Annotated in this window: 19 protein-coding genes; all 19 read right to left on the bottom strand. The window is 32.4% G+C overall.

Annotated features, from left to right (window positions below; translation table 11 throughout):
• Positions 1-1,140, bottom strand: coding sequence for a DegT/DnrJ/EryC1/StrS family aminotransferase (locus tag JM84_RS09440; RefSeq protein WP_144783954.1), 1,140 nt, complete (start codon positions 1,138-1,140; stop codon positions 1-3).
• The gene (locus tag JM84_RS09435; protein WP_144783952.1) at positions 1,133-1,783 is read right to left on the bottom strand and encodes a sialic acid O-acetyltransferase; all 651 of its coding nucleotides are present in this window, start codon (positions 1,781-1,783) and stop codon (positions 1,133-1,135) included. Before JM84_RS09435 ends, JM84_RS09440 begins: the two co-directional genes overlap by 8 nt.
• Positions 1,770-2,375 carry a sugar transferase gene (locus tag JM84_RS09430; protein ID WP_144783950.1) on the bottom strand — a complete coding sequence of 202 codons (606 nt, stop codon included), beginning with the start codon at positions 2,373-2,375 and terminating at the stop codon, positions 1,770-1,772. The genes JM84_RS09435 and JM84_RS09430 overlap by 14 nt, the downstream gene beginning before the upstream one ends.
• Before the next feature lie 56 nt (positions 2,376-2,431).
• A complete protein-coding gene (locus JM84_RS09425) occupies positions 2,432-3,583 on the bottom strand; it encodes a glycosyltransferase family 4 protein (RefSeq protein WP_144783948.1) in 1,152 nt (383 codons plus the stop codon).
• A gap of 11 nt (positions 3,584-3,594) precedes the next feature.
• Complete coding sequence (locus JM84_RS09420; protein WP_144783946.1) at positions 3,595-4,773, bottom strand: right-handed parallel beta-helix repeat-containing protein; 1,179 nt, start codon at positions 4,771-4,773, stop codon at positions 3,595-3,597.
• A 3-nt stretch (positions 4,774-4,776) separates the two neighbouring features.
• Positions 4,777-5,949, bottom strand: a complete 1,173-nt coding sequence (locus tag JM84_RS09415; RefSeq protein WP_144783944.1) for a glycosyltransferase — start codon at positions 5,947-5,949, stop codon at positions 4,777-4,779.
• On the bottom strand, positions 5,949-7,088 hold the full coding sequence (gene wecB, locus JM84_RS09410; RefSeq protein ID WP_144783942.1) for a non-hydrolyzing UDP-N-acetylglucosamine 2-epimerase: 1,140 nt from the start codon (positions 7,086-7,088) through the stop codon (positions 5,949-5,951). The genes JM84_RS09415 and wecB overlap by 1 nt, the downstream gene beginning before the upstream one ends.
• A 9-nt stretch (positions 7,089-7,097) precedes the next feature.
• A complete protein-coding gene (locus tag JM84_RS09405; protein WP_144783940.1) occupies positions 7,098-8,216 on the bottom strand; it encodes an NAD-dependent epimerase/dehydratase family protein in 1,119 nt (372 codons plus the stop codon).
• A gap of 79 nt (positions 8,217-8,295) precedes the next feature.
• Positions 8,296-8,631: a sugar epimerase gene (locus JM84_RS09400; protein WP_144783938.1), complete on the bottom strand. Its 336-nt coding sequence runs from the start codon at positions 8,629-8,631 to the stop codon at positions 8,296-8,298.
• Positions 8,632-8,735: 104 nt separating this feature from the next.
• Entirely contained in the window at positions 8,736-9,767 is a 1,032-nt protein-coding gene (locus tag JM84_RS09395) for a polysaccharide biosynthesis protein (RefSeq protein ID WP_144783936.1), read from the bottom strand.
• An 18-nt stretch (positions 9,768-9,785) separates the two neighbouring features.
• Positions 9,786-10,907, bottom strand: a complete 1,122-nt coding sequence (locus tag JM84_RS09390) for an EpsG family protein (RefSeq protein ID WP_144783934.1) — start codon at positions 10,905-10,907, stop codon at positions 9,786-9,788.
• 18 nt (positions 10,908-10,925) lie between these two features.
• Entirely contained in the window at positions 10,926-12,020 is a 1,095-nt protein-coding gene (locus tag JM84_RS09385; protein WP_261375717.1) for a nucleotidyltransferase family protein, read from the bottom strand.
• A complete protein-coding gene (locus JM84_RS09380; protein ID WP_144783932.1) occupies positions 11,983-13,203 on the bottom strand; it encodes a glycosyltransferase in 1,221 nt (406 codons plus the stop codon). The genes JM84_RS09385 and JM84_RS09380 overlap by 38 nt, the downstream gene beginning before the upstream one ends.
• Positions 13,204-13,207: 4 nt before the next feature.
• The gene (locus tag JM84_RS09375) at positions 13,208-13,741 is read right to left on the bottom strand and encodes a GNAT family N-acetyltransferase (protein ID WP_144783930.1); all 534 of its coding nucleotides are present in this window, start codon (positions 13,739-13,741) and stop codon (positions 13,208-13,210) included.
• Between the two features lie 7 nt (positions 13,742-13,748).
• The gene (locus JM84_RS09370) at positions 13,749-14,840 is read right to left on the bottom strand and encodes an acetyl-CoA carboxylase biotin carboxylase subunit family protein (protein WP_186439113.1); all 1,092 of its coding nucleotides are present in this window, start codon (positions 14,838-14,840) and stop codon (positions 13,749-13,751) included.
• 80 nt (positions 14,841-14,920) lie between these two features.
• Complete coding sequence (locus JM84_RS09365) at positions 14,921-16,051, bottom strand: DegT/DnrJ/EryC1/StrS family aminotransferase (protein ID WP_013752258.1); 1,131 nt, start codon at positions 16,049-16,051, stop codon at positions 14,921-14,923.
• Positions 16,052-16,053: 2 nt separating this feature from the next.
• Positions 16,054-16,977, bottom strand: a complete 924-nt coding sequence (locus tag JM84_RS09360; RefSeq protein WP_144783926.1) for a hypothetical protein — start codon at positions 16,975-16,977, stop codon at positions 16,054-16,056.
• Positions 16,978-16,995: 18 nt separating this feature from the next.
• On the bottom strand, positions 16,996-18,525 hold the full coding sequence (locus JM84_RS09355; RefSeq protein ID WP_013752260.1) for a lipopolysaccharide biosynthesis protein: 1,530 nt from the start codon (positions 18,523-18,525) through the stop codon (positions 16,996-16,998).
• Positions 18,526-18,547: 22 nt separating this feature from the next.
• Positions 18,548-19,735: a UDP-N-acetylglucosamine 4,6-dehydratase gene (locus JM84_RS09350; RefSeq protein ID WP_222428943.1), complete on the bottom strand. Its 1,188-nt coding sequence runs from the start codon at positions 19,733-19,735 to the stop codon at positions 18,548-18,550.
• Positions 19,736-19,741: the final 6 nt, after the last annotated feature.

Here is a 19,741-nt window from a genome sequence, read left to right as displayed (position 1 = left end):
TTATTTGAATAAATCAAAGATAGCCTTTTCAATTCGGTCCCTGTCTGCATCAGTCAGATTTGATCCTGATGGCAAACAAAGCCCCTCATTAAATAACTCCTCTGCAACATTATTACCGTAATAAGGTGTATCCTTAAAAATAGGCTGCATATGCATTGGTTTCCAAAGTGGTCTTGATTCTATATCTGCTTTCGCGAAAGCAATACGCATATCTTCTCTGGTAATACCGTTTGTCTTTTCTGGATCAACAATAATTGCAGAAAGCCAGTGATTACTATGATAATCAGAGTTAGGTTCTGTAAAAACTTTTACTCCGCTTATATTTTTAAAAACTCTTTCATAAAATGTATGCATACCACGTCTAAGGTTGATGTGTTTTTCCAGCACTTCCATTTGACCACGGCCTATCCCTGCAGTTATATTGCTCATTCTATAATTATACCCAACAGCTGTGTGTTCATAATGTGCGGCCTCATCTCTTGCTTGAGTTGCTAGAAAAACAGTGTAGTCCTTATCTTTCTTAGAATTACAAACCATCGCACCTCCTACACTTGTGGTGATAATTTTATTTCCATTGAACGAAAGAATACCAAAGCGACCAAATGTTCCACATTTCTGACCTTTGAAAGTTGACCCAAGAGCCTCGGCACTATCCTCTATTATAGGTATAGAAAACCTATCTGCAATAGCGTGAACTTCATCAATTTTATAAGGCATCCCATACAGATGTACTGCCACAATTGCCTTTGGTGTCTTACCCAAGCGTATTCTATCCTCTATTGCTTTTTCTAAATACTTTGGACAAATATTCCAAGTGTCTGGCTCACTATCTACTAAAATAGGTGTAGCCCCTTGATATATAATAGGATTAATACTACCACAAAATGTAAAAGATTGACATATTACTTCATCACCGTGCGTAACTCCACATTGAATAAGAGCAAGGTGTATTGCAGCTGTCCCAGAACTAAGAGCTGCAACAAGTGTATCTTCTCCTTGATATTTTTCAAGATCACTTTCAAAACCATTTACGTTTGCTCCCAAAGGGGCAACCCAGTTACTGTCAAATGCTTCTTTAACGTAATTTTGCTCAGTGCCTCCCATATGCGGAGAGGAAAGCCATATTTTAGAATTATTCATTGGTATTATATTTTATTATTTTAGCAGGGTTTCCAACTACTGTAGTATAATCCGGTACATTTTTTATTACAACGGCTCCCGCTCCCACTATCGCTCCAACTCCTACTGATTCAACACCAGTCATTATTGTACAACCTATACCTAGGTATGCCTTATTTTTAATTATTAAAGAAGCACCTACATTAGCTCCAAAAGATATGAATACATTGCTCTCGATGATAGAATGATGAGATACAACGGTACCTGCGCTTATCATTACGCTATCATTTATTGTAGTAAACGGCATTATCGTAGTATTTTGAAGTATATAGACAGCACTTTCACCAATCTTCACATTACAGTGAATGTCAGAAGTTTTGTGTATGAAATTTGGTGTTTTATAGCCTAAATTTTTTATTTTTTTTAAAATTTTTTCTTTTACGGAGGGATTTCCTAATGGAACAAAAATATCTATAGATATATTGAGGTTTTTTTTTAAATAATCAAAACCACCTAAAACTATGTATCCATGAATTTTTTTATCTTTAATAAAAGGATTATCGTCGATAAAACCTAAAATATTATAATTTTCTTCAAGATATGAGGCATAGACTTGACCGTAAGTTCCAGCACCATAAATAATACAATTTTTAATTTTTTCCATTGAATCTAACGGTAGTTATAGCCCCATCTTTATTGATATCTTCTCGTAAAATAACCTTTAAAAAAGTTTTATAAAGAACTTTAATATCTAAAATAAAACTAAGATTTTTTACATAAAAGACATCTAATTCGAATTTGCGAGTCCAGGTTATATTATTACGGCCATTTACTTGAGCCCAACCTGTAATACCTGGCTTTACGATATGCCTTTTTGATTGTTCTACACTATACAATTTTAAATATTGAGGTAATAATGGTCTAGGGCCTACAAGACTCATATCTCCCTTTAAAACATTGATAAGTTGTGGTATTTCGTCAAGGGATATTTTACGTATAAATAATCCTAATGGAGAAAGTCGCTCCTTGTCTGAAAGAAGATTACCACTACTGTCAGCTCGATCATTCATTGTTTTAAACTTTATGATCTTAAAAATTTTGCCATTTTTTCCTGGTCTATTTTGGAGAAAAAATGGTGTACCCTTATTAGTTATTGCCAATAATATTGAAACAAAAACGAATATAGGTGAAGCAATACTTAAAAAAAGTAATGCAAAAAGTAAGTCCAAAATAGGTTTCACGACGTTCTTGTACACTTTTTTAATTTTTAATTAAACGCAAAACTATCCATAAAATTGAGAATTAGAAACCACTACATCAAAGATTTGTATTCTTCAAGAAGAGCATCCCAAAATACTGACCTTTGATAGTTCGCCACCACAGATTCCCTAGCTCGTTCTTTCATAGAGAAATATAATTGGTTTTTATCTACTAAATTCTGCATAGCATCGTGTAATGAAATTTCATCTTTAGGTTCTACAATAATACCATTGATCCCATCTTTAATAATTTCATTACAACCATTTATATTAGAAACAATTGCGGGAAGACCCATCGAACCTGCCTGTAAAACGACATTCGGAAATCCTTCCCTATAAGAAGGGAAAGCGAGTGCATTAGAAATAGCAAAATATGGTCTTACGTCAGTTTGATATCCAACAGAATATATTCTAGGATTAGATTTGATCTTGTCATAAGTAAAACTATCTAAGGGATCTAGCTCCTCTTCAAATGAGCCAACTAAAAGTAATGCAACATCACAAAATTCCAGCGCAAGTTTAGAAAATGCACCTACTAGTTCGTTAATTCCTTTATCACTTACAAGTCTGCCAACAAAGATAAATACAAATATATTATCATCTATGCCCAAATTCTTCTTTAAGTTACCATTATCCTCAGCGTTAATTAATGATGGATCGAAATAATTGGTGTCAATTCCATTGGAGCTTCCGTTACCTATTATTCTCATTTTATCCACTTTCGCGAAATTATTTTTAAGAATAAAATCATACAATCCCTTAGAATTTGGATAAATTTTTGTCGCAAAGCTGTAGGTCAGTTTTTCTACAACATCTAAGATTACACGTCTAGTACCGCGAGCTTCCATAAGGGGCAATCCAGCGACAGTATGTAATCTTACAGGCACCCCTGCAAAATAGGAAGCCATCATACCTACAATACCCGCTTTAGGTGTATGAGTATGAACTATAAATGGGTTTTCATTCTTTAGATATAGATATAGTTTATACACAGCTTTAATATCCTTTAATGGAGTGATTTTTCTCGTTAGTTCGATATGATAAGTTGATACATCATTATTTTTCCCAAAAAGTTCTAATCTTTCTTTCTCAGCAGAAATTGCTGTTACCGCATAATGATTATTCATAAAAGTAAGCTGGTCTTCAAGCAACTTTTCTAATGACACAGGAACTGTGGTGATTCTTATTAATTTTTTATTTTTCAAATCTAAAAATGTTAGTTTTTTGTAATCTCTAAATTCCCATCAAATTCAAAGGTGCTTAGACGATTGATCAATTTTTGATTTGCATTGACGGTATCTTCCACAGTAAAAATAATAGGCTTGTCTATTTTCAACGATGGAAATAAGCCTCTCGTTAAGCCTAAAGCGTATGGAACTTTATTAAATTTCCAAACAGGCTCTACAATATTTATATATCCTTGTAATTTTTTATCATTTTTATTCACCTCTCTCCTAATCGATGCTAATACAAAGCCGTGGTATGAATACTCATCTTTATGATTTCTAATTTCTACAGAAACATTTTTAGCCTTTTCACCTACCATACTACCTAAGGATACAACGATTCCCAAATAAGCATTGTTTATAGTGTGTGGATTATTTATAGTTATATTCTCAATTACGTCGTCGTTTCCATTGGGTTCTATATCAATACCTGCCTCTGGGCTTTTACCATTCGTATTGGAAATAATAGCATTATTAATAGTTACATTCTTACCAGATACAATAGAAATTCCATTCCGTCTATTATCATTTATATACGGATCAGTTATCAAAATTTTATTGTTGGGTTTGTTTATATCACCTTTCCCTATGTAAATACCATCTCCCCAACACTTCTCAACTTTAGGAGCATAAATTTCAATATTTCGTGCCGAGGCCATCCATATACCCATTCCCCACTCACCTTCTGTTATATTTGGTTTTAGCCTTCTATACTTATCGCCCTCTATTATCGGCCCATATAATTTTACATTTTCGACATTATTTAGAGCTAATATCGTATACCAAACTTTATCTGATGGTGATAAAATTAACTTAGAACCCTCTGGAAATATAACTATAGAATTACTTTTTACTGCTATACCTTTATCATTAACTAGTAAGGGAAAATTAGGAAAGATTAAATTTCGCTCTTCATTTAAAGCTTTCTGAATATAATTAGTATAGTCTATATCTCCCAATACAGAATAATTTTTTGGTAAATAGTCGGTAACTTTCGCATAGGTGAGATAAAAACTCTCATTATTAGTTAAGTCTTTATTCAATGAATCCGACTCTTTGTTGTATTGCTTTTTTGCAAGTTTGGTATCGACTTTGAGTAGCTCATTTGTACCACAAGAAAAAAGCACAAAAATTACATTTAAGGTTAGAAAAAAAGTAAGCTTTTTCATAGATTATTTCAAAAAATTTTCAAAAACAGTCATATAACTTCTATAATCAAATATTTTATCCTCTAACACGCTTTCTTTTAAAATTTTTAGATCATTTTTATTTATTTTAAATACTTCTGAAAGTGAATCATAAACAGAATCCTCACTACTTGTATCTATCCAAAAACCATTTTTTCCTTCAATCAGATAGTCTGCTAAATTACTATTTCTATTAGTAAGCACAGGAATACCGCAAGAAAGAGCTTCAACGAATTTTGTTGGAAAGCCAGCTGTAGTAACTAAATTAGTATCTCTTAAGAAAATAGAAAAATCACTCTTTTTCAATAAATCTAAGGCCTCATTGTGAGGAACACGACCTTTCCAATCTATTAATTCACCTAGAGACAATAGTTTGTCTTTGTAGTCAGGAAATACAATCAGAAAGCCACTTAAATCCATTCCTAAGATGGTCAATTTAAAGTCTTTAAAAGTTTTGGAAATCAAATAAAGACCATCAATTATTAAATCAAGCCTGTCCTTTACCTCTGATCCTTTTGTTAGAGCGAAGGGAGATCCGGAATAAATTAAATTAACAGTTGTATTGGTTTTTAGAAGTATATTAGTAGGCCACTTAGAATCTTCCTTGTCGATCAAAGGTGGTATCTGCAATGTTTTAACACCTTGATTACTATAATAAGTGTCTAGAAAGGAACTTATAGCAATAACTCCATCTAATTTTATGTGAAGATTATTCATTCTAAGTTTAATATCCCAAGACTTTACCGTTCTAGCTAAAAAATTACCTGTTTTGGGTGCGATGTACCATTCTGTGCAGTCTGAAAAAATTTTTATTTCTTTTTTTTTACAATATTTTAGTAAACGATATAGAGATCCAGAAGGAAGGTTATAACATATTATAGAGTGGACATTACTATAGGACTCAATAAGTTTTATATAATTTTTGAAAGTAGTTATATATTCAAACCAAGAAATAATAGAATTAGGATATTTTAATGCACTTGAGTTAAAACCATAAAAAGTTTTATTACTATAAATTCTTTCATTTGATATTCCCATAAAATGAACATTATACCCTACATCGCGTAATAGCTTCCCATTTGCTATTACTCGGTGTGCTGCAGCATTCTTGTCTGGCAATTCAAATCCTCCTATATATATTATAGTTCCTTTATCCATTATAATGATTCACTCCAGACAGTGCGTTTTATATAGTCCGTATAACTTAATATGATACGTACGACTTTCTCACTTACATTAGGCATACTATAATCTGCAACCGTTCTAAAATTACGACTGGCTCCTCTTTCTTGTCTCTTGAGTTGTAAAAGACCTTGCATTATTCTTTCTGGTGATAAGCCTACCATCATTACAGAGGCTTCCTCCATAGCTTCTGGACGCTCGTGTGCCTGTCTTATATTGAGAGCAGGAAAATTGAGAATAGAGGATTCCTCAGAAATTGTACCACTATCTGATAACACAGCATAACTGTACATTTGTAGTGCATTGTAATCGTGAAAACCTAAAGGTTTTAAAAACTGTACATTACTGTGCATTGTAATGTTTTTCTTATTAATCATATTTCGAGTACGTGGATGTGTACTTACTATGATAGGTTTATTATAAGTTTCTGCAATATCATTTAACCCCCGCATAAGGTTCGTAAAGTTAACCTCACTACTTATATTTTCCTCACGGTGGGCAGAAACAACAAAATAATTCTCTTTTTTAAGGTTTAAACGAGATAGAACATCACTAGCTTTAATTTTAGGTAAGTAGTGATTAAGAACTTCAAACATAGGACTCCCCGTTTTTATAATTCTATCTGCAGGTAACCCTTCTTTAAGTAAATATTCTCTCGCAATATCGCTATAGGTAAGGTTTATATCTGCTGTGTGATCAACAATTTTCCTGTTTGTCTCTTCTGGCACACGCTGATCAAAGCAACGATTACCTGCCTCCATATGAAATATAGGTATGTGACGCTTTTTTGCAGGAATAGCGCATAAACAGCTATTTGTATCTCCTAAAACTAAGAATGCATCTGGATTAATCTCTTCCAAAAGAGGATCTATTTTGATAAGAATATTACCTATAGTTTCTGTTGCTGATTTACCTGCAGCTTCAAGAAAATAATCCGGTTTTCTTATAGCAAGGTCATCAAAAAATATTTGATTAAGTTCATAATCATAATTTTGCCCAGTATGTACTAGAATATGCTCAATGGCTTCCGAAGCATCAAGTGCATCAAGTACTCTTGATAAACGTATAATCTCTGGACGCGTACCTACGACGGTCATTACTTTTAATCTTTTCATATTTTTTACTTAAACTTCTTCAAAATAAGTGTCTGCATCAGCTGCATCATAAGGTTCGTTAATCCAAAAATTGGTATATAAAACATCATCTCCTATGTTTTTTATATTATGAGTGTACCATATAGGCATATCTACGTAGGCTGGTTCATCACCATCAAGGTAAAAATCTAATATTTCGTTTGTACCTATCTTGCGTAATTGAATTAAAGCTTTTCCTTTAATAACTGCAAAACGCTCTATCTTTCTAGTATGATAATGATTCCCTCTAATTATACCTGGAACTGTAGTCGAAAATGAAACTTGCCCTCCTACTCCTAATCTAATTATTTCAACAAAACTACCTCTTGGATCGGTATGTTGCGTAAATTTTACAGGAAAATGCGATGTTATATCCATATAACATCGATAGGTGTTAAATAGATGTAATTCAAAAGTGTTGGTTATCACTGGGATCACTCCAAGATCCTGATAGGTATTCTTAAAGCTTTGAAAGTAATTTAAAACTTCTGAAACTTTAGCGACAGCGGTATGAGAAATCACATACTCAGGTTCGTGTATACTGTCATTAATTTTATCCAAAATTTCTTGTACGAGCTCTAATACATAAATGAGCTTAAGCTCACCATCAATTTGAATAGTAGGTACTTCTCCTTTTGAAACTTGATGGGCAAATGTTGCTACAACTGAGTTATAGAAAGGTTTACCGAATGGACCAAAAACATTGGGAACAATCATTCCGGTAAATGTAGCACCAACTTGCTCAGCCCAGTTATTGAGTAACTCCCTCGCTTTCTTTTTTGAAGATCCATAAAGATTTTCTCTACCTTCTTGAGATGAGGATGAAAAAAGTACGTGTGCTCTAGATTTAGTACGCTTTAATGAGGATATAAGGCTTTCTGCAAGATTAACATTAGTATCATATATGACCTGAGGATTATCGTGCCTATTCATTCCAGCAAGATGAACTATAGCATCGCATTTATTTACAAATTCATCCATCTTAGAATCTTTTTCAAAGAAAGAGCGTTCAAAAGGGACTAGTGTAAAATCTTCAGGTCTAGTATTAATTATCATTTTAAGGTGATTACCTACAAATCCAGCTTCTCCTGTTATACCTATAAATTTCATAATATATTTTTATACCTTTTTATCGTATCTCATTTAGCGACCAATTAGATCAGCATTTAAAGTTAGTTTTTAAACGTAACTACATGGGAGTGTTTGAATTGAAATAATCAAGATCATATTTATAATCATCCTGTATTTCTCCCATCAAATAATCTGAAAATACAAGAATTGTTGCATTTTCCGTTAATGAGCTAATTCTCGTAATATAACCATCTGGCACAAATAACACATCTCCGCTTTGCGCGAAAATAAGAAAACTATCTATAGATGCTTTAGGGTCGGGCACTTTCCAATTATCAACTTTTATGACATCAATTTTCACTTGTCCAACTGAAGAAGAAAACCACCTCTTCTCAATCTGATGCCCTTGCCATCCCCGTACAGGACGATCTACACTATTAGTTATCGAATACATCCTTCTGATTTGGGATGCATCAAAGTCATTGTTATAAACCAGTTCTCCTCGAATATCTTTGAATGACTTTCCTTTAATAATGTAAGGAAATTGCTTCATGCTTTTTAATTTGGATATTGAGAAACATCTTCGCCAAACAATTGCTTCTTAATTAGAGGTAAATTTGATAGTAATTGTTTCATCCCTTCAACATCCTCTTGCTCTGTATTATGAGAGTTATAATCTTCTATCTCAGCAGCCGCCTCTTCTCCCTCAGAAAAATATTGTGCATAGTTAAGGTCTCTATTATCTGCAGGGATACGATAAAATTCTCCCATATCTTCTGCTTTAAGCATCTCTTCTCTAGTACAGAGGGTTTCATATAATTTTTCTCCGTGTCTTGTGCCTATAATCTTTATATCGTTATCTGCCTTACATAATTCCTTAAGAGCTTGAGCAAGATCACCTATTGTTCCTGCTGGTGCTTTATTTACAAATAGGTCACCAGCATTTCCATGCTCAAAAGCAAAAAGAACTAGCTCTACAGCTTCTTCTAGAGACATAAGAAAACGCGTCATAGTAGGATCTGTTATTGTAATAGGATTTCCCTCTTGTATTTGTTTGAGAAATAAGGGTATTACAGAGCCTCTAGAGGCCATAACATTACCATATCGAGTTAGGCATACTGTAGTGTCAGGATTATTGCGAGAGGCAGCAACGGCAACCTTCTCCATAAGCGCTTTAGAAATACCCATTGCATTAATGGGATATGCCGCTTTATCTGTACTCAAACAAATTACTTTTTTTACTTTATTAAAAGCTGCTGCATCAATTACATTCTGCGTGCCAAATACATTAGTTCTAGTAGCTTCTAGAGGAAAAAACTCACAAGAAGGGACCTGTTTCAATGCAGCAGCATGAAAAATATAATCAACACCACGGGTAGCTCTTTCAATACTATCATAGTTGCGCACATCACCTATATAAAATTTCAATTTATTATTTTTAAGTGCAGTACGCATATCATCCTGTTTCTTCTCGTCACGAGAAAATATTCTAATCTCACTGAAATGATCTGTATGTAGAAAACGCTGTAATACTGCGTTTCCAAATGAACCAGTTCCTCCAGTAATTAATAATATTTTATTTTTAAGCATAATTAATTTTGTTTTAGATTAAGACCCGTAGGGCGCTTTCATATATTGCCAGAAGAACTTATACTCATCTAAGGACTGTATAGCAAATATGGTAATAAATATGAATCCTACAGTTGCTAGACTATATGTAACTCCCCTAAATTTATTAGAATGCAGCGACGATGAGCTAGATGCATCTAAAAGAAATGGAATCCAAACCATCATAATAATAGCAAAATACTGAGCTACTCTTCCTGCACTAGGGTTTACCCATTGTAATGGGAGAAAAAATAGGGCAAGAGCAAAAACGTTGTACATTACCACAACGCGGTAATTGTCTTTTGTTGCTTTTTTCATTAATATAAGGCCAATAATACCAAGCACGATTTGAAAAGCAGTTAGTATTAATGACCCACCTGTTTTGTATTGCTCTGCATAAGCTCCAAATCTATCTTCAACACCAAAAATAGTAACAAAAAATAACGCGAGATAATTTTTAAAATACATTACAATTGGAAAAGTAATTATTGATAATCCAAAAATCAATCGTGGCATATTTAATCGGACTACGGCGTAGAGAGGTAAGAACACAAGTGCCGAAATATGGAATAGAGAAGCAAATAAAACGAGACTAATAAACCTCCAAATGTTACGCTTAACTAAATGCTCATAACTTATGAATAAAACAGCAGTAGCAAGTGTTTGACGTATACCTGTAATAGAGTAAAACCCATAATAATAACCCATATATATAATAAAGGCGACTGCTATATGCCTTATGCTAGTAGTATTTTTATATATAAAATGACCAAAAGGAATCATAAAAAAGAAACCAACAATCATTAAATATACTTGATAATCTAATATAAAAATCTGAATAACTTTTTGAAAAAAGAGATAGAATGGATCTTTACCTGAGAAAGTAAAAAGTCTTTCTAATGTGCTGTCCCAAGAAAATCTTTGAGCTTGCCTCCACAAATAATTATATTGATAAGTATCAGAACCCACTGCCCAATTTCGAAGACCAGATTGCATTGCCAGCACGAAAACCATAAATGCCACGTATCGCTTTCTACGGATATCGTAACTGAATTTACTACTCGATGTAGAGAAGTAAAAAGCTGCAGCTAGAATTATGATAATAACAAAAAGTCTAATCATCTAATAAATTTAATTCTCTTAACGAACGAGAATTTTACCATAATCCTCCCAGTTACCAATGTCTTGCCAGCTATTTTCTGCTATTGGAAAAACACCAACATTTTGACCACAATCTTTGACATTTTCTATTAATTCTGTGATGTGATAAAACGTATTATCGGGTATTTTTTTAAGCATGTCAGGCTCCAAAAGATACATTCCTGTATTTATTTGGAAAATAAGTTCTGGCTTTTCATCCATATGACTTAGCAGACCATTTTCTCCAGTTTCAATAGTACCGTAAGGAATTTTGTAATTCTTTATAGCAGAAACAATCGTAATTTTATTATTATTTTTTTTATGATATTCATATATCTCTTCTAAATCTTGATCTATTAGAATATCACAATTAGATACAAAGAATGGTGTGGAGATATCATCCTTAATTAGAAACATTGAACCAGCAGTACCTAAAGGTTTATCTTCTTGGAAATACGAAATATCATAGTCCTTATTATCTAAATCCTTAAAATAACTTTTTATAGTTTTTGCTTTATAATTTACTGAAAGAAAAAATTTATTACAACCTACGTCTACAAAGCGATCCATAATATCTTCTATTATGGTTTTCTCGTTAATAGGCAATAATGGCTTTGGGAATACGTGTGTGAGAGGACGTAAACGAGTTCCTTTTCCTCCTGCCATTATAATTACTGGAAGATTAAGTTTAACTTCTTTTTTTCTACGAGTTAGTCCAAAAATATCTTCCCAAAACAAAATGTTTGTTAGTAAGCCTTCGTTATTAACAATAGGCATTACCTCCGTTCTAGAAGACAACATTTTTTCCTTAACCTCCTGTTCAGATTCCGTATCAGAACATATTGTGATTTCGGTTCTAAGAATGCCCTCTATGGAGCTATCTAAAGGTAACTTTTTTATTATTGCACGTTGTATATCACCTATGCTCAACACACCAACAAATAAATTTTCCTCCATCACTATAAGAAGTTTACGCTTGAGCATATCCATCTTTTCGAGCGCCTGAAGTATAGTTGTCTTTTTATCTATAAAGAGCTTCTTTTTACTATCCATTATTTTATTTTGTGTTTTGGTTTTCTCTTCTGAGAATATCATTATATATACCTAGCATATTAGAAGGTATTTTTTGATTATCATATTTATTAGTAATAAGTTGATATGCATTATCAACTAATCGTTGAGTTCTTGTCGAATTTTCTTCTACTAATTTAATTTTTACTACCAAATCATTCACATCATTGGGTTTGCTGAGTGTTAAACACTCCTTCTCATCGTTAAATGTAGGTATACCACCTACAGCCGAAGCAATAATTGGTATTCTCATAAACATACATTCTCTTATAGAACCAGGAATACCATCAAAGTGTGTAGGCAATATATAAATATTAGCCTGTATAGCAAGATTAAAAACATCTTGTTGTGTCTCTTGATAGCCTGCAAATGTAATGTTTTCAAAGAGTCCTAATGTCTTAATCTTAGTCTTTAGTCTTTCAATATAACTCGAACTACCCCCACCTATTATAAGTGCTTTTAATTGAGGTTTTGATTTTTTTATAATATGAAGTGCCTTTACAAAATCTTCGACGCCTTTTTCCTTGGAAATTCTTGCATAGAAAACGTAATCATATTTGGACTTAGTAATGCCATTCTTAGAAACTTTGGGAACAGTAGTAGGGTAATGATCATCGTATATAATAGCGTCTTTTGTAAATCTTTTTAATTCTTCTCTTGTATCTTTTGTTGCTGCAGTAATAAATTTTGCACTTCTATTAATCTTCCTCTCTATTCGTACCCTATTCCATCTTATATATTGCTTGATGTAATTTTTAGGGTTTTTAGATAAAGAAACAAATCCTTGAATAGTTACCAATGTAGGAAATTGAGTAATTAAAGGCAAAACAGCCTCTGAATAGATTGGGTTTTCAGAACCGTGTAAATGAAGTATGTCTGGGGCTATTCCATTTACAATTTTAATTACTTTCGAAATCGAATAAATATGGGAATATGCAATATTTTCAAATTGTTTGGGTAGAGGTAACATTTTGTACTTATATAAATGAATTGTTGCTCCATTTAAATTAGTAGTAATATCAAGATTATTATAATAATTAGGACTAACAACATGTAATTCAATTTGCTCGTTGTTTTCAAATAAAAGAAGTAGATCAGATATCCAAGGTGCAAAATTTAAATTAGAAGAAATACCTAATTTTTTTGAGAGCTCTTCATTACCAAAATGGCATAACCAAACGACTTTAATTTTTTTGATTTTTGCCAAACCGCTATTTTATTTTATTTCTATGCAAAGAATAGATAAGTACATCATTATAAGAATCTTCAAAATAAAAATGTTCAACAAGCTTCCCCTCTTGCTTAAAACCATCTAATTTTTGAAACAAGTTAAGTGACTTGCTATTATAATCCACTACGTAACTCGTTATTTTTCTCAAATTCAAAATATTAAAAGCATAAGACACTATAAGTTCTACAAATTCTTTCCCGTAACCTTGACCTTGATTTTTAGAATCTCCTATCATAAAACCCAGAGTCGAAGTTCCCGAAATCTGATTTATATTGTTTAGTTGAACAATGCCTATAAATTCATCTTGACTAATAGTTTCTATAGCAAAATAAACATTCTTATTAGATATATCATTCAAAATACTTTCAAACCAGCTTGTTTCCATCTCAATGGTTTTTGGAAAGCGAATACCTTGGGTTAATTTAATAAGATCCAATGAATTTCTCCATTCGTGCATTTTCAACTTATCTTGAACTTTTAAAGGGCGTAATCTAATTCTTTTACTTTCTAACATATAAATATTAGCTAAGATTTGTTAACATTGAGTCATATAATTTTGAGTAGTTACACTCCAAATTATTAATATTATTTCCTTGAAAGATAACCTCTCCATATCTATTAAGACTATTTTTTATAGTCGGGACTACATCGCCCTTATTCAGTGCAACTCTTAAATGAACTATAGAATCATCTTTAATAGTCGATTTCCATTCTTCAAGAACTGTTAATCCTGCATTAAATTTAAAAAATTTAATTAAAGAACTCTTTCCTACATCGCTTGTGATTTTTGGCAAATTACCCTGTGATATTGTTATAAGATAATCCTCAATATCAGACCCTGTAGATAATTGTGTTAAATGTGAAGTTATAAAATCACCACCTAATCTTGGGCTGGTTTCAATAATATGTATCTGATTATTTTTAATTTTTATCTCGGTATGAGATGCGCAATTTACAAAATTAAAAGCTCTACCAATTTTGTATAACAAATCACTAATTTCTAATTTAATGTCGTCAGGTAAATTTGCAGGCTGTCTATGTCCTAATTCTACGTTATATGGAAACGGTGTCGTTTCTTTTTCTGTATAAGCAATTACTTTGTGATTCCCATCAAAATGCAGCCCCTCGATAGAATACTCCTTACCTTCAATAAATTCTTCGACTAATAATTTACTTTTTCTAGTATACTTAAAAGTATCAACAAAATTAACGCTCAGTTCCTTCTTGTTAGTACATAATACTACACCACGACTACCTGAATTATCTAAAGGTTTTATAATAACAGGAAAATCTCCTGTATACTGGTCTGCAGCAGCTAGTTCCACCCCTTTAGCACAAGGCAAATTATTCTTGATGAATAATTCCTTCATTAAAAACTTATTTGTCGAAATTATTGCAGTTTCCTCACTTATGAATGGAAGCTTTAAAGTCTTAGCTACACGCGCCATCATCACTAATGGTTTATCAGAAGCTGCTGTTATAACACCACAAATATTCTCGCGACGAGCAATAGCTAAAGTCTTTTCATAATCTTGCCCATCGACTATTTCAAATACTGTCGCTTCTTTTTTACATAAAGCATTAGGGTCTGGATCGATCACAATAGTTCTCAACCCTCTATTTTTGCACTTTAAGATAAGAGACCTCTGTAAAATTGAACCTCCAAAGATTAGAATAGACTGCTGCATTCTTCTTAAGAATAAAAATTTCTAATAGTAAGAGCTATGAACTCAACATCCTCCTTTGTAAGTGCAGCATACATTGGTAATGTTATCTCATTTGCACAAACATACTCGGTTACTGGAAGCTTTGTCGTGTATTCCTTATAAATAGAGAATTTATGAATGGGTGGATAATGATTACTGGTTTGTATTCCTTGAGCGTGAAGATGCGCTCTTAATGCATCTCGATTTGCCTCTGTGCTGTCTTTTAATACTATAGGCATTATATAGTTAGATACATACTCTGTGTTATCACAAAAAGGTACAATAACCTGATCTATAGATTGCAACGCATCAATATAATATTTGCGCACATTCTGCCTTCTATCAAGATCAGCCTTTAATTTTTTCATTTGCACAACACCTATAGATGCTCTAATATCATCTAATCTAAAATTATGCCCTAGCTCTACAATATCATACGAAGTGGCGTGCCCTTTTGCCCTTTGGTAAGACATTGTGGTCATACCATGAGATCTTAATAGCCTACATCTAGCAGCGATTTCATCATCATTAGTTATAATCATTCCTCCTTCACCAGTACTTATATTTTTATTTGAAAAAAAACTATATGTACCCATACTACCTATAGTGCCTAATGTCTTGCCTTTATACTGTGACAAGGGAGCGTGACAAGTATCTTCTATAACTTTAAGGTTATGCTTTCGCGAAAGCGCCATTATACCATCCATATCTGCAGGAAAACCAGCCATATGAACAACCACTATTGCTTTGGTTTTTGAGGTTATTCTTTTTTCAATTTCAGCTGGGGTAATATTCATGTTATCCAACCCTCCAATATCACAAAAAACTGGTGTCGCACCAACATAACGGATGCAATTCACAGATGCTGCAAATGTGAGGGATGGACAGATTACTTCATCACCCTGTTTTATATTATTAACTATCATTGCTAGATGCAAACCATCGGTGCAATTTGAAACGCTTATTGCATGCTTAACATCAAACATTTCTATAAATTGTTCCTCAAGCTCCTGACACTTTGGCCCAGTGGAAATCCATTTAGAACGTATCGTATCTGTTACTGCTTGTATTTCCTCTTCTCCAAAATTGAGTTGAAACAATGGAATCTTATAATCCATAACTAATTTTTTATTTGATTTAATTTAATCTTCACTTTTTGCAAAAGAGAAAGCTTATCAATATGGTTTTTGAAATGGTGTTTGTCATAAGCCTTATTCCATTTTAAACTTACAGGATGGTTTGTAAGTTTAAATTTTTTATCTGATAGATAAAAATGTTCCAAAGGCTTAGAGTTATTTTGTTCATCACGGGAACTATTCTCACCGATATTAGAGGCAAGATTTACTCTAGGAACTATAGATCGTAATTTATTCTGCAATCTAAAAAATCCAAATTGATGATCCCAAGTGTTCTCTGAGTTATTTTTAAGCTGAGTAGCCAGCTTGCTAAAGCTTTTCTTAAAATATCTCTTTTCACTATTACTTGCAAATTCCATTTCAGAAAGATTATTTTCTAAGGTATTGTAAATTTGTGGTACTGCTACATCAAATTTCTCCCATACACGTTTCCAAGTAGCCCAACCCCATATATGACCATAATTAGTCAGTAAATAATCACTAGAAGATGATACAGGAGTATAATTATTAGCACTAATCATTCCTATTCGTTCATCATTTTTATACCGCTCTAATAACTCCTCTGCAAAGTTAAAAAACTCTGGGACAGCTATTATGTCATCTTCTATTATTATAACTCTGTCTTCCTTTTCAAGCACCCACGATATAGCTCCAGAAACGCCATTTTTACACCCTACGTTATATTCCCTTATTAAGTAGTGAGCTTCACATTCCCAAGAAATATTCTTAGTAATTTTAATAACTTCTTCTACCAATATTCTTTCTTCTGGTCGGCCTGATCGAGGTCCATCGATTGCTACATACAACTTTTTGGGTCGTACCAATTCTAATGTTTCCATCACTTTAATTGTAGTATCAGGTCGATTAAAAGCTATTAGCAATACGGGAGTTTCACTATTTTTTTTCATACTAAAATTAAATATTTACTACTTATTTTTAAACCTAGCTAAAAATGTGTTAGCTATTTGTATAAATTTATCCTTTTCATTTTTATTAATACCGTATTTCCAGAACATTACAGTTAAAAGGGATCCAAAAGAAAATGAGACGACTAATAATCTAAAAAACCCGCTTTTCATATTAAAGTAGAACAGTAGTGCGATTATAAGAGATATAGATATTGGAATAATAACAGGGATGATAGATTCAAGAATGTAATTATATGGCTTTATTCCAACTATTTTCTTTCCAAAGTATAATCTATTGAAAAAAACTAGACCGGAAATAGATAATCCGACGATATATATAGAAGATGGACTATAACCAAAGCTAAATAATAAATATGCGGTTGGAATATTTAATAAAAAAAGAAACGTTTCAGTTATTTGAAATTTTCTAATATCTCCAATTGCCCGAATTGCATCAGTTATTGGAAATGTGAATTTTTCTAAAAGTAATGTAAGAACCGTGATCTGGAAAAAAATTACTACAAAATCAGGAATCTCTACTAACCATAATTCAAGTAATAATGGTGCTTCAATAAATACAGGAACTGCAAATAGACCAAATAAAAATATTGAAAATTTTGCACTTACTTTAGTTATATAAATCATACGCTCTCTGTCTCCACTACCCTCGCTTTTTACCATCTGTGGATTTATAGCCATTGTCATACTCGTGGATACCATGTTTAAAGCTGTGCTAGCCGACTTTGAAATACCTTCTGCTGCATTAATTCTTACACCAAAAAAGGAATTGAGTAAAATACTCCTTATCTGAATTACAGAAACAGCGGCAAGTGATCCAAACAAATTCCACCCTGTAAAATTAAGAATAGATTTCATTAATTTTTTATCAAAAGCAGCGTAAATTACTTTACTCTCCTTATAGTTTACTCTACTATAAACCTGTTTAATTACTCTAAGAATAATTTGAACTCCAAGCATTAAAACACCATACTGAATTAATAATTCAGTATCGCTATAGAGTAAATAAATAGCTATTAATAATTTTAGAATATCACCTACAATATCAACTAACGATAAAACAATTAAATTTTCGTGAGCATTTATTAAGGCATCATAAGGCACTGATATAACTGTAATTAAAGTAGTGAGCACCATACATCCAAAAATCACCTTAGCATCAAAAACTTTATCTAGGGGTATATTCAAAAAATTTTCAAATAGTATATATCCGCCAAATAACATCAAAATAACAACAACAATACCTACAAAATAATGTAAAAACAGCGTAGTATTAAATGTAGCTATTAGAAGTTTTTCATCATTAGAACCTAAACTATGAGCAATAAAGCGCATGGATGTATTAGACATATTAGAATTTAAAATCCCTAACATTGCTACTATACCAGCTACAAGCATATAAATACCGTAATCAGTTTCACCAAGAGCTTCTAAAACAAATCGTGTAGTTATCAATCCAATAACTAATCCCAAAATTAGTCTTAGGTAAAGTATTCCTGTATTGTATACTACTTTATTTGCGTTCTTCATTAATGGTATGATGATAAATAGATTACATCTTTGAATCTAAATATTTTCCAGTTTCTTTATGTCCAAAATTAGGAATCATTTTATGAAATAAGTCTACAAGAGTTTCTTTGTCCCAACGTCTATTATTTTTCATATGATTAATCTCGCTACTAAACATCTCCAGCTTTTCTTGATCATAAATTGCATCATTCTTAATTATTCCGAAATTATTAAATCTCTTTAAATCAATTATTTCTGTTTCGGTAAAAAATTCCTCAAAGTCCTTTTCACCTGTCGTGTCACTAGATGTAAATAAACAAGGCCATTTTCCTTCTTTTATTAGTGTATCAGCTTTAGACCTCGCCTCTTCTTCGGTTGAACACATATGAGCTTCATAGCCCCTTTGTTCTAAAAATTTAATTGCAATATCTGCAAATGAAATAAGATTTAAATGTTCATCTAATTTTGGAAAAAATATATCCCTATTTTCTCCTAAAAGACAAGAAACTAAACATAATTCTCCTGATTCTTGGGGAGTCACAAAATATCGTCTTACATCATTGGGAGCCACTATTGGTTGTTTTTTTAAGATTCTTTGATTAAATCCGTGCAATAAAGAACCATCTGAAAAGGCAACATTTGCAAAACGAGCAGTAGAGATATTTATTTCTTCACTTTTTCTCATTAAGAACATCTCCATAATTCTTTTAGAACCACCCATCATATTAACAGGGTTAGCAGCTTTATCAGTTGATACACAAAAATATTTCTTTACTCCTTTAGCAATAGCCTGCACTAAAGTTTTTTCTGTATTAAAAATATTTACATCAATCATGCGCATAAGAGTATAGGGGTCCTTCTCGCTACGCACGTGTTTTAATGCTGAAAGGTTTAATATATAATCATATGCCCCATCTGCTTCAAAAAAAGCATCATACTCTATAGAACCAATATCTAATGCAAATGTCTTAAAGTCTCCATCGATATAGCCAAAAGTACTCCTAAGATCACGAACTAGTTCAACCATATTATTCTCACTAATATCTACAACGTGCAATTTTAGTGGGTTTCGCTTGAAAATTTCTTGAGTAACAGCTTGACCGATTGAACCTGCCCCTCCTATAACTAAGAAGCGGGAGCTACTTACGATCTCAACTAACTCATCTTCGTATTGAGCTATATCCTTAGCAAATAATTGCTTCTCTCGTCCAATTAAATTTAAAACATTCATTATTTA

Source organism: Dokdonia sp. Hel_I_63 (assembly GCF_007827285.1).
Classification (GTDB): domain Bacteria; phylum Bacteroidota; class Bacteroidia; order Flavobacteriales; family Flavobacteriaceae; genus Dokdonia.
The sequence above is the reverse complement of the archived record's forward strand: the minus strand, read 5'-3'. Positions and strand labels throughout refer to the sequence as shown.